The sequence below is a fragment of the Desulfosarcina sp. genome (assembly GCF_041551955.1).
In the GTDB taxonomy this organism is placed as follows: Bacteria; Desulfobacterota; Desulfobacteria; order Desulfobacterales; family Desulfosarcinaceae; genus Desulfosarcina.
This window is the reverse complement of the sequence record NZ_JBFELV010000004.1, coordinates 26,211-39,140: the sequence shown is the minus strand read 5'-3', so window position 1 is coordinate 39,140 and position 12,930 is coordinate 26,211. Positions and strand designations below refer to the sequence as shown.

10 protein-coding genes are annotated in these 12,930 nt (G+C 58.5%); all 10 read left to right on the top strand.

What is annotated here, in order from left to right; all coding sequences use genetic code 11:
- A partial coding sequence (locus ABYV26_RS00935) for a nucleoside phosphorylase (protein WP_372677286.1) occupies window positions 1-688 on the top strand: 688 nt, incomplete at its 5' end.
- Entirely contained in the window at window positions 685-2,523 is a 1,839-nt protein-coding gene (locus ABYV26_RS00930; protein ID WP_372677284.1) for a helix-hairpin-helix domain-containing protein, read from the top strand. The genes ABYV26_RS00935 and ABYV26_RS00930, both read left to right, overlap by 4 nt.
- A 16-nt stretch (window positions 2,524-2,539) precedes the next feature.
- Window positions 2,540-3,700, top strand: a complete 1,161-nt coding sequence (locus tag ABYV26_RS00925) for a DVU_1551 family NTP transferase (RefSeq protein ID WP_372677282.1) — start codon at window positions 2,540-2,542, stop codon at window positions 3,698-3,700.
- The gene (locus ABYV26_RS00920; protein WP_372677280.1) at window positions 3,697-4,338 is read left to right on the top strand and encodes a histidine phosphatase family protein; all 642 of its coding nucleotides are present in this window, start codon (window positions 3,697-3,699) and stop codon (window positions 4,336-4,338) included. Before ABYV26_RS00925 ends, ABYV26_RS00920 begins: the two co-directional genes overlap by 4 nt.
- 10 nt (window positions 4,339-4,348) lie before the next feature.
- Entirely contained in the window at window positions 4,349-6,085 is a 1,737-nt protein-coding gene (locus ABYV26_RS00915; RefSeq protein WP_372677278.1) for an ABC transporter ATP-binding protein, read from the top strand.
- Window positions 6,075-8,099, top strand: coding sequence for an ABC transporter ATP-binding protein (locus ABYV26_RS00910; RefSeq protein WP_372677276.1), 2,025 nt, complete (start codon window positions 6,075-6,077; stop codon window positions 8,097-8,099). The genes ABYV26_RS00915 and ABYV26_RS00910 overlap by 11 nt, the downstream gene beginning before the upstream one ends.
- Before the next feature lie 289 nt (window positions 8,100-8,388).
- Complete coding sequence (locus tag ABYV26_RS00905; protein ID WP_372677274.1) at window positions 8,389-10,152, top strand: formate--tetrahydrofolate ligase; 1,764 nt, start codon at window positions 8,389-8,391, stop codon at window positions 10,150-10,152.
- A gap of 134 nt (window positions 10,153-10,286) precedes the next feature.
- A complete protein-coding gene (fliN, locus tag ABYV26_RS00900; protein WP_372677273.1) occupies window positions 10,287-11,654 on the top strand; it encodes a flagellar motor switch protein FliN in 1,368 nt (455 codons plus the stop codon).
- A gap of 138 nt (window positions 11,655-11,792) precedes the next feature.
- A complete protein-coding gene (locus ABYV26_RS00895; RefSeq protein WP_372677271.1) occupies window positions 11,793-12,185 on the top strand; it encodes a universal stress protein in 393 nt (130 codons plus the stop codon).
- 73 nt (window positions 12,186-12,258) lie between these two features.
- A complete protein-coding gene (gene coaE / locus ABYV26_RS00890) occupies window positions 12,259-12,876 on the top strand; it encodes a dephospho-CoA kinase (RefSeq protein ID WP_372677269.1) in 618 nt (205 codons plus the stop codon).
- The last annotated feature ends 54 nt before the right edge of the window (window positions 12,877-12,930 follow it).

Below are 12,930 nucleotides of genomic sequence, written 5' to 3'. Positions count from 1 at the left end.
TGCGGCCACGGAGACCGACCTGCGTCTGTTGGCGCGGCTGGCCGACACCCCGGTGGTGGAACAGCGCAAGCTCTACATGAGCAGCCTTCGGGTGCATGCGAACGACCAGCGGCGATTCACCCTGACAGGGCCGATGGTCGGGGCCCCCTATGCCGCTATGATCGTTGAAGCGTTGGGTGTCTGGGGGGTTGAATCGATCCTCTTTTTCGGCTGGTGTGGTGCAGTATCCCGTCACGTAAAGGCCGGCGACATCATCGTACCGGACAGTGCCATGGTCGACGAAGGCACGTCCGGACACTACCGCGACCCCTCATGCCGGGTGGCCCTGCCCGCACGACCCTTGGTGCATCAGGTCCGGTCGGCCCTGCAGCACCAGGGGGCCAGATTTCACGACGGTGCCGTTTGGACCACCGATGCCATCTTCCGTGAAACGGTTGAGAAGGTGAAACACTACCAGTCCGAAGGTGCCCTGGCCGTCGACATGGAGCTGTCGGCCATTTTCACGGTTGCCGGGTTTCGCGAGATAGCGGCCGCGGGCATCCTGGTGGTTTCCGATGAACTCTCCGACTATCAGTGGCGTCCGGGTTTCAACGCCCCGGCATTTAAAATCGCCCGTGAGACAGCCTGTCGGGCGTTGTTGCGTGTTGCCCATGAACACAGAACCCTAAACGCCAACCGAAACCCATGAACCCAGATACCGTAGACGAACTGGTCGATCTACTGAAGGTTTACAACAAGGCCTATCGCCAAGGCGCCCCCCTTGTCAGTGACGCCGAATACGACACGCTGGTGGAGCAGCTGCGCGAGCGCGCGCCGGAGCACCCGTTTTTACAGGCCGTGGAACCGGAGCAGTTTACCGGCCGGCGGCAGGTCCGCCATCCCACTCCCATGCTCTCCATCGAAAAGGCTTACACCACAGAGCAATTGCAACGCTTCGTGGCCCGGGTGCAAAAGGAAGCCGACGCGCTTGGAATGGATTCGGTGGCCTTCAGACTGACGCCCAAACTGGATGGTCTGGCCGGCCGGGATGACGGCAGCGTGTTCGTCACCCGGGGTAACGGAGAAGTCGGTTACGAAATCTCCAGCGCCCTTGCCAAAGGCGTTGTACCCATCGGCGGCCGCGGCCAGGGGGTGGGAGAAATTGTAGTCGTCAAATCCTATTTTGACCAACACATGGCCGACTTTTTCGAACACCCGCGCAACATGGTGGTGGGCATCATCTCCTCGGACACGCTCAACGAAAACGCGACAACCGCATTGAACGACGGCGTGGTCCACTTCGTCCCTTACCGTCAGACCGCATCGGTCATTGTCGATGGACGCCGGCTGGTGCAGGACACCCGGCAGCTGGTCCGGGATCTGCTGCGACATGTGGACTATCCAACAGACGGTGCGGTGGCCGAGGTGACGGATGACCGGCTAAAGGAACGGATGGGCGCCACGGCCCACCACTACCGCTGGCAGATCGCCATCAAGACCAAGGGCGAGACCGCCCAGACGACGGTAACCGGCATCCAGTGGCAGGTGGGGCGCACCGGCAAGGTCACGCCGGTGCTGGAGGTGGCGCCGGTATCGCTGTCGGGTGCAACCATCCGCCGGGTGACCGCCCACCACGCCGGCAATATCCGCAATTCAGGCATCGGCATCGGCACCCGCATCGAGGTCATTCGCAGCGGCGAAGTCATCCCCAAGCTGGAAGCGGTTCTGGAGGTCAAAGGAGCCGTCGGGCGGCCAGATGCATGCCCCGCCTGCGGGGGCCCGCTGGTTTGGCAGAACGATTTTCTCATGTGCACCAACAACGCCTGTCGGGCCCAGATCGAGCAACGCATCAGCCACTGGTTCCGGATTCTGGGCAATGCCGATTGGTTGGGCATCAAGACCATCAGCAAGCTCGTCGAAAACGGCCACGACAGTCTGGAAGCGATCTACCGGCTCTCTGAAGCCGATTTCACATCCATGGGGTTCGGACCGGTGCAATCCAAGAATCTGGCCGAAGCCATCACCGTCAGCCGCGCCACCCCGGTCGAGGACTGGCGGTTCCTGGCCGCTTTCGGCATCGCCGATCTGGGCACCGGTGACAGCCGCAAACTGCTGGCCCATGTGCGCCTGGAGGACGTTGTGACGCTGGACCCCGAAGCGATCGCCCAAATCAAAGGGTTTGGTGAAAAGACCAGCCAGAGCATCGTCACCAGCATCGGCGCCATGGAGGGAACCATCCGGCACATGCTCGACCTGGGCTTCAATCTGAGACGCACGCCCCTTGCATCGGATCAAGCGGCCGTCGACAGTCCCGTCGCAGGCAAGGGAATCGTGTTTACCGGAAAAATGATTCACGGCACCCGGGATGCGATGCAGGCAGAAGCCAGGGCGCTGGGGGCCGCCGTGCAAACAGCTGTCAGCGGGAAGACCGACTATCTGGTCTGTGGTGAAAACGTCGGTGCTGCGAAAATCGAAAAGGCCAGCCGGCTGGGGGTGACAGTCCTCACCGAAAGCCAGTACATGGCCATGGTCACCGGCAAGTGAACCGCGCAAGGAGAAGATGGCCGCCATGACCCGCCAGCGCCGACCATCCGCCATCATCCTTGCCGCCGGCCGCTCCCGGCGGATGCGGCGGTTCAAGCCATTGTTGACGTTGGGCGGGCAAACGGTGCTGGAACGCGTCATATCCCTCTACCGCAGCGCCGGCGTGGCGGACATCCGGGTGGTAACCGGCTTCCGTTCACAATCCATTCGATCGACGATGACCGGCTTTCCGGTGGCCGAGGTCCACAACGCGGCACATGATACAGGCATGTTCGCTTCGGTGTTGGCCGGCATCGACACATTTGACTCGGACGTCCCCTCCTTTTTCGTTCATCCAGTGGATATTCCGCTGGTGCGGCCGCACACCCTGACCATGTTAATGGGTGCTCTCGATCGGCGCCCGGCACCCGTGGCCTATCCGGTGTTCGATGATATACGGGGACACCCGCCCCTGATCGACGGCGCGCTGAAAGATACCATCTTGTCCCATGGCGGTGGCGGCGGGCTCAGCGCCCTGCTTCGTCGTTTCAATGCAACAGCGCTGGACGTCCAGGTGGCCGATGAAGGTGTGCTGCTGGACATGGATACACCCGATGACTTTCAGCGCCTCGAAACCCGGCTGGCGACGTCCGATATGCTCACCGAAGACGAATGTCGGGTGCTCATGGAAAAGGTCCGTAAGCTGCCCGGACCGCTGATCCACCACTGCCATCGGGTGGCGGACGTGGCCGCGGCGCTGGCCCGGGCCGTCAATGACCGTGGCGGGGTCCTTGACGTCCACCTGGTTCAATCGGCCGCCCGGGTACACGATGTGGCACGGGTGGAGAAAAACCATGCTGCCGCCGGGGCCCGCCTGCTGAAGGGCATGGGGTTTCCCGCCATGGCCGCCGTCGTCGCGAGCCACATGGATATCCGCCTGTCGCCTGATTCCCCTGTGGACGAGGCGCAAATCGTTTACCTGGCAGACAAGTTGGTGGACGGGACCACGCTGGTGAGCCTGAAGCAGCGGTTCGACGCCAAGCTTAAAAAACATGGCCACGAACCGAAGATCTCGGAGATAATTGATCAACGCCGGCGTGCGGCACTTTCGATCCAAGACAAAGTGGAACACCTGTCCGATCAGACGATACGTCAGCTGTTGAACCAGGCCGGGGTCATCGACAGGCGGCAAGCATGAGCAATAGCCTGAAAACCTGGCTGATGTCCGGTCGTGAAAAAAAGATTATGCTGCTTCGCCACGGTGAACTCCTGAGGGAAACCGAGGAAAGGCGATTCATTGGACAGACGGATCTTCCACTGAGTCACATGGGGCGCCGCCAGGCGAAATACTGGTGCAAATGCCTCTCCGACGTGCCCATCGCGCACATCATTTCCAGCGATCTATCCCGCTGCATGGAATCCGCCCGCATCCTTTGCGCCGCCCGTCCCATCATCGTCAAACCGCTGGCCAGGTTGAGGGAAATCAACCTGGGCGGCTGGGACGGAATGACATTCCGACGGGTCAGGGAACGTTGGCCGGATGCCTTTGGACAACGCGGGACGGAGATGGCCCGGTTCCGGCCGCCCGGGGGGGAAAGCTTCCTGGACCTTCAGCAACGGGTGGTCCCGGCCTTTGAACAGGCGGTCGATCAAGCCGCCGGGAACCTGTTGATGGTAGCTCATGCCGGCGTCAACCGGATGATTCTCTGCCACCTGTTGGGCATGCCGCCGGAGAATCTCTTTCGAATCGCTCAGGGCTGCGGCGCCATGAATCTGATTGATCGGCAGACCGGCGGATTTCGGATTCAGGCCATAAACCTGCTTCCGCCTTTTTAAATGAGGACCGATGAAATCCTTCAAGCTGATCCAGCCTTACCTGATCGCCAACCGATACAGCATCCTGTTCGGCCTGCTGTGCCTGATCGTGGTGGATTTGCTCCAACTGTTTATCCCCCGCGTGATCAAACGGGTGGTCGACGACCTGACCCTTCTGGAGGTGGATCACAGTGGCCTGTTGAATGCTGCCGTAACCATCCTGGCCCTGGGGTTGTGCATCGGCTTTTTCCGGTTTTTCTGGCGACGCTGCCTCCTGGGCACCGCGCGAAAAACTGAAGAAGCCCTGCGCAACCGACTTTTTTTCCACATCCAGACCCTGTCACCATCCTACTTCGACCGGATGCGCACCGGTGACATCATGGCCCACGCCACCAACGACATCCAGCAGGTGCGCATGGCATCCGGAATGGGGTTGGTCGCCTTGAATGATGCCCTCTTTTTAGGATCGGCCGCCATTGGGTTCATGATTTACATCAACCTTGAACTGACCCTTTACGTACTGATTCCCATGCCCCTGATCGTGTTGGGCACCCGCTTTTTCAGCCGGCGGATGCACCGCCGCTACAAGCGGGTACAGGGCGCCTTCAGTGATCTCACAGAAGCCGTCCGGGAGCGCTTCGCCGGTATTCGCGTCGTCATGGCCTATAACGCCCAAGCAGCCGAGACCGCAGAGATCACCCGGATCTCCAACGCCTATGTGCGCGAGAATATCGATCTGGTGAAAGTCACCGGCGCGTTTTTCCCGCTGATGATGCTGCTCACCAACCTGAGCCTGGCCATCGTCCTGTTTCAGGGCGGCCGCCAGACTATTTTCGCCAGGATCACCCCCGGCGATTTTGTGGCTTTCATCAGTTATCTGGGTTTGCTCACCTGGCCCATGATGGCGCTAGGTTGGGTAACCAATCTCATCCAGCGCGGCCGGGCCTCCCTGGACCGGCTGGACGGCATCTTCAGCACCCGACCGGAACTTGCCGAAGCGCAGGACGCCATTTCCGTCTCCGGGTTTGAACGGAAGCTGTTGTTCAAGGATGTCAGCTTTGCTTATGACCCGATTCGCGGCAATGTTCTCGACCGGGTTCATATACAGCTGGAAAAAGGCCAGACGCTGGGGGTCGTGGGACCACCGGGGTCAGGTAAAACCACGATGATGCATTTATTGATGCGCCTTTACGAGGTGGGTTCAGGCAGCATCTACCTGGATGAAACAGACATCCGCCAGTTGAAGATCGGGGCCCTGCGATCGCTGGTGTCCATTTCTCCCCAGGAACCCTTTCTGTTTGCCGGCACCGTCAGGGAGAATATCACCTTCGGCGGAAAAGGAATAACGGACGCAGACCTGCAACGGGCGACGCACCTGGCAGCCTTGGACGACACCATTGCAGAGTTGCCCCACGGATTCGACACGGTGGTCGGGGAAAAGGGGGTGATTCTATCAGGTGGGCAGAAACAGCGCGTGGCTCTGGCCCGGGCCCTGCTCAACGACGCACCCATCCTGGTTCTCGACGACCCGGTGAGCCAGGTTGACACACGCACTGCCGCCCGCATCGTCGACACGCTGCGGGGCATGGCAGGAGACAAAACCCTGATCATCATCTCCCACCGGCTGTCGGCGGTGCGCCACGCGAATCAGATCGTGGTGATGGAAAATGGGCGGATCGCCGCCGCCGGCAACCATGCGCAACTGATCGCCGCCAATGGGTATTATGCCCGGGCTTATGGGCTTCAGGAGCTAGAAGATGCGATTTGACTACGGTTATGATGAAGAGCATCGTCTGGGAAAACCCTATGACTTGAGCCTGCTTCGCCGCATCCTTCCCTACGCGGCTTCTCATCGGACCAAGCTGGCTGTATCCGTGGCGTTGGTGGTGGCCATCACCCTGCTGGAGTTGTCCGTTCCCTATATCACCAAGGAGATCATCGACCGCCATATCGTGCCCCAGGACCGTATCGCCGGCGACACGGGCGGTGGGGAACTGTCGGGTGGACGGTGGATGTCCGTTGACCTGAAAGATCCTGTGGTTGCCGGGATCGTTGACCGGGAAAAAAAACTGTTCCAGATCCGGGGAGATCGGGCGGTAATCCGACTGACAGATTTAGACCGTCTCGACCGGACCAGCCTGAGTCGATTGCGGCACGCGGATCTGTCCGGTCTGCTGCAAATCGCCGGTCTGTTCATGGGGGTGGTGGTGGCCATTTTCATTTTCACCTTTGCCCAGAACATGATCATGGAACTTGCCGGCCACCGGATCATGCACGATCTGCGTGTTAACCTGTACCGCCACATCCAGGACATGCCCCTGCGCTTTTTCACCCGCAATCCCGTAGCCCGGCTGGTGACCCGGGTGACCAATGACATCCAGAACATGCATGACCTGTTCACCTCCTTTATCTCAATGGTGTTCAAGGACTTGTTTTTGCTGGCAGGCATTGCCATCGTGCTGCTTGCCATGGATTGGCGTCTGGCATTGCTGACCTTTACGGTATTGCCGCTGGTGGCGGCAACGGCATTCGGATTTTCCAGGAAGGTTCGCGACGTGTTCCGGGAGTTGCGCATCAAGGTGGCCCAAATCAACACCCGTTTCTCCGAAACCATCGCCGGCATCAAGGTGATCCAAACGTTTCGCCGTGAGCAGGAAAACTTCGATACGTTTGCCCAACTGAACCACGATAACTATCTAGCGGGCATGCGCCAGATAAACATCTTTGCCGTGTTCATGCCCATCATCGAAATGCTGGGCGTCACCGCCATCGCCATCGTGATCTTTTTCGGGGGCGCCCATGTGCTGGACCAGACGGTGAGCATAGGGGTACTGACCGCATTTATCGCCTACATGAAGATGTTCTTTCGCCCCATCCGAGACTTGGCGGAAAAGTACAACATCATGCAAAACGCCATGGCTTCCGCCGAACGGATTTTTCTGCTCCTGGACACGCGGACCGACACCGTGTCGGAGAGACGCACGATTGAACCCTCTCCGCGGCAAGCCACGGGGAATGCGAGCGCTATCGCGGTTCAAATCCCCGGGCCGCTGGAACAAATCCGTTTCGCATCCGTATCCCTGGCCTACAACGCAGGCGAACCCGTCCTCAAAGCGATCGATCTGACGATCGATGCCGGGGAGACGATTGCCATTGTCGGGGCCACCGGATCCGGCAAGACCTCGTTGGTCAATCTGCTGGTGCGCTTTTACGAACCCACATCAGGCTCCATATACTTCAACGGCATTGACTGCAGACAGATTCAGCCGGCAGTGCTGAGAAGACGGATCGCTCTGGTGATGCAGGACCCGTTCCTGTTCACCGGCACCTTGCGGGCGAATATTTTCTTTGCTGCCAACGAGATTGCCCCTCAGCAGCAGGCAACTATCCTTGACGCCTCCCGGTGCATGGACCTGGTCGCCCACTTCCCGGACGGGCTGGATACCCGCATCTCGGAGGGAGGCGCCTCCCTGTCCAGCGGCGAGCGCCAGTTGATCTCGGTAGCCCGCGCTTTCTCAGCGGATCCGGAAATGATCATCTTCGATGAAGCCACCTCCTATGTGGACTCCCAGACGGAAGTCCACTTGCAGGATGCCATCGCCAACCTGATGCGGGGTCGCACCTGCGTGGTGGTGGCCCACCGTCTCACCACCGCCCGAACGGCTGACCGGATTGTGGTGCTCAACAATGGCGTGATGGTGGAGACCGGCGATCATGACTCGCTGATGGCCGGGCAAGGGTTTTATTACCGGCTCTATCATCTTCAGAGCAACGCATCGTAAGGGGTGGCCGACGGCTTCAAAACCGAATTTTACGGATACGTAAACAACTGTAATTTAAATATGTTTTTCTCTTCTTCAACCTGAGCTTCAGCAACCATATAAGTCTTGCCAAAAATGCATAAGCATGTTAGATTGAGCGCGTTTTTCTGGTTCCCGGAAAAATGTCGATCATTCTAATCTGACATCAATTCGTTTTGGTATTTCATGTGACCCAACGGTGCACCGGCACCTGGTGATGGGCCATCAGGGCCCCCCATTGTTAATCATTAACTAAAGGAGGATTGGATAGATGGCTTACGATGCGGTTAATATGGCGGACTGGCAGATTTCAGAAGCAGCAGAAGAAAATATGCCGACGCCGGAACAATGGCAGGAGAAGCTGGGGCTCCAGAAGGATGAAATGCTTCCCATGGGGCGTCTGGCCAAAATTGATTTCCTGAAAGTGATCGATCGGCTGAAAGACAAGCCCGACGGCAAGTACATCGAAGTCACCGCCATCACCCCGACTCCGCTGGGCGAAGGCAAAAGCACCACTTCTTGCGGTCTCATGGAAGGCCTGGGCAAACGTGGTGTTAATGTGGGCGGCGCCCTGCGTCAACCCTCGGGCGGACCCACCATGAACGTCAAGGGAACGGCTGCCGGCGGCGGCAACTCACTGCTGATCCCCATGACCGAGTTTTCCTTGGGCCTCACCGGCGACATCAACGACATTATGAATGCCCACAACCTGGCCATGGTGGCCATGACCGCCCGCATGCAGCATGAGCGCAACTACAACGACGAGCAGTTGGCCCGCCTCACCGGCATGCGCCGCCTGGACATCGACCCCACCCGCGTGGAAATGGGTTGGATCATCGATTTCTGCGCTCAGGCCCTGCGCAACATCGTCATCGGCCTCGGCGGCCGCACCGACGGTTTCACCATGCAGAGCAAGTTCGGCATCGCTGTGGGTTCCGAGCTGATGGCCATCCTGGCCGTTGCCACCGACCTGGGCGACCTGAAAGAACGCATCAACAATATTACGGTTGCCTTCGACAAGAGCGGCAAACCGGTCACCTGCCGCGACCTGGAAGTGGGCAACGCCATGGCGGCCTTCATGCGCAATACCGTCAACCCGACGCTGATGTGCACCGCCGAGTACAACCCCTGCTTCGTGCACGCCGGGCCCTTTGCCAACATCGCCGTGGGCCAGAGCTCCATCATCGCCGACCGGGTAGGCTTGAAGTGTTTTGACTACCATGTCACCGAGTCCGGATTCGCCGCCGACATCGGTTTCGAGAAGTTCTGGAACGTGAAATGCCGCTTCTCCGGCCTCAAGCCCCACGTCTCGGTGCTAACCTCTACCATCCGCGCCCTGAAGATGCACGGCGGCGGACCCAAAGTCGTTGCCGGCAAAGCCATGGACGAAGCCTACACCAAAGAGAACCTTGAATTGGTGGAAAAGGGCTGTGAAAACATGGTCCACATGATCGGGGTCATCCGCAAGGCCGGCATCAACCCGGTGGTCTGCGTCAACCGCTTCTATACGGACACCGACGCCGAAGTGGCCATCGTCAAAAAGGCGGCCGAAGCCGCCGGCGCCCGCTGCGCCGAGTCCAAGCACTGGGAAAAAGGTGGCGACGGCGCCCTGGAATTCGCCGATGCGGTCATTGATGCCTGCAACGAAAAGAACGACTTCAAGTTCCTCTACCCGCTTGAGATGAAGCTGCGCGACCGCGTGGCAACTATCGCCAAGGAAGTCTACGGTGCCGATGGCGTGGATTGGTCACCGGAAGCCAACGCCAAGGCCGAAATGCTGGAAAACGATTCCAAGTACGCCGACTTTGCCACCATGATGGTCAAGTCCCACCTCTCTCTGAGCCACGACCCGGTCAAAAAGGGAGTTCCCAAGGGCTGGCGGCTGCCCATCCGCGACGTGCTGATCTACTCCGGTGCCAAGTTCCTCTGCCCCTGCGCAGGCACCATCAGCCTGATGCCGGGAACCAGTTCCAACCCGGCTTTCCGCCGTATCGACGTCGACCCGGCAACAGGAAAGGTAACCGGTCTGTTCTAGATCGATTCAACCCGTTCAACCCACATCGGCCCGGGCGTTTCGCCCGGGCTTTTTTTGTCGTAAATCATTGACAAAAATCGGAAAACAGCCATACAATGGGGGCTACTAAAAACCGCTGCACCCCCGGGGAACCGATGGAAAAAATCAGCGACGACACCATACGCCAGACGATCGCGTCCACGCTCATCGAAACCTTTGACACCATGATGTCCATGGAATTGGAAGCGGTCGAGGACAGTGCAACCACCGGTCTCGATGACGGCCGGATGGTGGGAACGATCCATTTCGGCGGCGAAGTAGCCGGCGTGATGCGTCTTCATCTCTCCGAGGCGTTCGCCCGGACGGTGGCTTCCGCCATGCTGGCCATAAAGGCCGATGAAATCAAGAGTGACGAGGAGATCAAGGATGTGATCGGCGAACTGGCCACCATCCTGGCCGAAAATCTCGGTACGGAATTCCGCGATGCCGGACTCACCTGCGTCACATCGACGCCATCCATCACATCGGGAAGTGATTTCAAGATCGATCCGGCAGATATCGCCCCACCGGCGACGTTCACCTTCCGGCAAGCAGATGAATTGTTACAGGTAGAATTATGCACCAAGGAGGAAATCGGCGCCAAAGCGGTTACGACGAGTGATCTGTCCGACGAGGTCGTCCTGGAGCGGATCGCCAGTGTGGACATCCAGACGGCCCTCGTCAACTCAGTCATCGACGTCTTCGACACCATGCTGGATATGGAGGTGGAAGCCATTGGGCAGACTCCCGAGTCCTTTGTTGAAGGGATGCGAACCGCAGGGACGGTCAACTTCACCGGTGAAGTGGACGGTGTGCTCAACGTCCAGGTCAATGACGATTTTGGCAAGGAGATGACAGCGGCCATGCTGGGCGTGGACGTCGATAAGGTCGAGAGCAAAGAAGAAGTCTACGATGCCATCCGTGAAGTGAGCAACATCATCGGCGGCAACCTCAAATCCAATTTTGCGGATGCGGGGCTTTCCTGCGTCTTGTTCACCCCCTCCATCACCAACGGACGGGACTTCAAAGTGAGTCCCTCTAGCTTGATCACACCCGCCCGATTTCTCTTTTCTCATAAGGGTAGCGTCATCGTCGTTGAGGCCGGCGTCAAGCGCGAAAAAGCCGCTGCCATTGAAGGATCGGATGAGGCCGCAGAAAAAAGCGCACCGGCGCAAGACGATACACTGGTTGAACCGGCCGTCACTGACAGCGAAATCGATCAATTCAAGAATCTCGGCCTGGTCATGGATATTCCCCTGCAGGTGACCGTGGAACTGGGACGCTCACGAAAACGGATCAACGATGTCCTTAAAATGGGGCCGGGCTCGGTGGTCGAACTGGAGCAGATGGAAGGAGAACCGGTTCACATTCTGATCAACCAGACCCTGATCGCCAAAGGTTTCGTGGTGGTCGAAAAAGAGAAATACGGCATTCGTATCAGCGAAATTGTCAGTCGCAAGGAGCGGATGAAAAGCATGCGCTGAATGAACCAACACCGAACGACTGTTTTCTTGACAGATGGTTTTAAACGTGGTTTTGACAGGTTTCACCGCCCCAACACTCAGATTCCGGCATGATGCCCTGTCTTGCATGATGCCACCGCAACAGAAAAGGAGAGATTAATGAAAATCCTGGTCGGTTTCGACGGGTCCAATTCCGCCAAGGATGCCTTGGCGCTGGCGAAAAAACACGCCGCCGCATTCGATGCGACGGTGGTCATCGTATCATCGCTGACCGGTGGAAGCGTCACTCACGCCGTTGAAGTTGAACATGCCACCGAAAACCTGGAAGTGGCCAAAAAAATGTTTGATGAGGACGGCATCCCATGTGAGACCAAACTTCTCGTACGCGGCATGACCCCGGGAGAAGATATTGTCGACTACGCCAAGGAAAAGGCGATCGATGAAATCATCATCGGCATCAAACGCCGCTCCAAGGTCGGCAAGCTGCTCTTCGGATCCAACGCACAGTATATCATCATAAAGGCCCCCTGCCCCGTCGTCACCGTAAAATAGCCGGGATCGGGGCGGAGCCCCCCTCCGTCCCGGTCCAATGGTCGATACGCAATTCTATTCAAAAGGACACCTCGTGATCATCGCCGGTCTCACCGGAGGTATTGCCAGCGGCAAATCGACGATTTCCAGATTTCTTTCCGCTGCCGGCGCCCGGGTCGTCGACGCCGACAAAATCGCCAGGGAGGTCGTCGAACCGGGCACGCCTGGCTACGATGCGATACTGGCCTTTTTTGGCCGCACCATTATTCTTCCCGACGGGAACATCGATCGCAAGCGGTTGGGTGAAATTATCTTCAATGACCCGGACAAAAAGGCCCGCCTGGATGCCATCGTTCACCCGCTGGTCGTTGAACGGTCAGCGGAAATGATCGCCCAAATCACCGCTGAGACGCCCAATGCAGTGGTGATCATGGACGTCCCCCTGCTCATTGAGGCGGGTATGGCAAGGGACCTCGAAGAGGTGATCGTCGTTTATGTGCCCGAAACCCTTCAATTGGAGCGGCTCATGAATCGGGATGGGATCGATGAACCGGCAGCCATGGCACGGATCCGGTCACAGATGCCCATCGAGGAGAAACGCAAACGAGCCACGCTCGTCATCGATAACAGCGGAACCCCGGATGATAGCCGGAGAGCGGCGCTGGCGGTTTTTCAACATTTGAAACAACGGTCTATCAAGGCTGCGGAATGAAACCGTTTAGCCGTCGGAGCTCCTATCTCGAATCGAACGGCAGGAATGGTTTTG

What these genes read in the sequence shown, in the direction of transcription:
- ABYV26_RS00905 (WP_372677274.1), top strand. Translation starts at nt 8,389, where the DNA reads ATGGCTTACGATGCGGTTAATATGGCGGACTGGCAGATTTCAGAAGCA.
- ABYV26_RS00895 (WP_372677271.1), top strand. Translation starts at nt 11,793, where the DNA reads ATGAAAATCCTGGTCGGTTTCGACGGGTCCAATTCCGCCAAGGATGCC.
- ABYV26_RS00910 (WP_372677276.1), top strand. Translation starts at nt 6,075, where the DNA reads ATGCGATTTGACTACGGTTATGATGAAGAGCATCGTCTGGGAAAACCC.
- ABYV26_RS00925 (WP_372677282.1), top strand. Translation starts at nt 2,540, where the DNA reads ATGGCCGCCATGACCCGCCAGCGCCGACCATCCGCCATCATCCTTGCC.
- ABYV26_RS00920 (WP_372677280.1), top strand. Translation starts at nt 3,697, where the DNA reads ATGAGCAATAGCCTGAAAACCTGGCTGATGTCCGGTCGTGAAAAAAAG.
- ABYV26_RS00930 (WP_372677284.1), top strand. Translation starts at nt 685, where the DNA reads ATGAACCCAGATACCGTAGACGAACTGGTCGATCTACTGAAGGTTTAC.
- fliN (WP_372677273.1), top strand. Translation starts at nt 10,287, where the DNA reads ATGGAAAAAATCAGCGACGACACCATACGCCAGACGATCGCGTCCACG.
- ABYV26_RS00915 (WP_372677278.1), top strand. Translation starts at nt 4,349, where the DNA reads ATGAAATCCTTCAAGCTGATCCAGCCTTACCTGATCGCCAACCGATAC.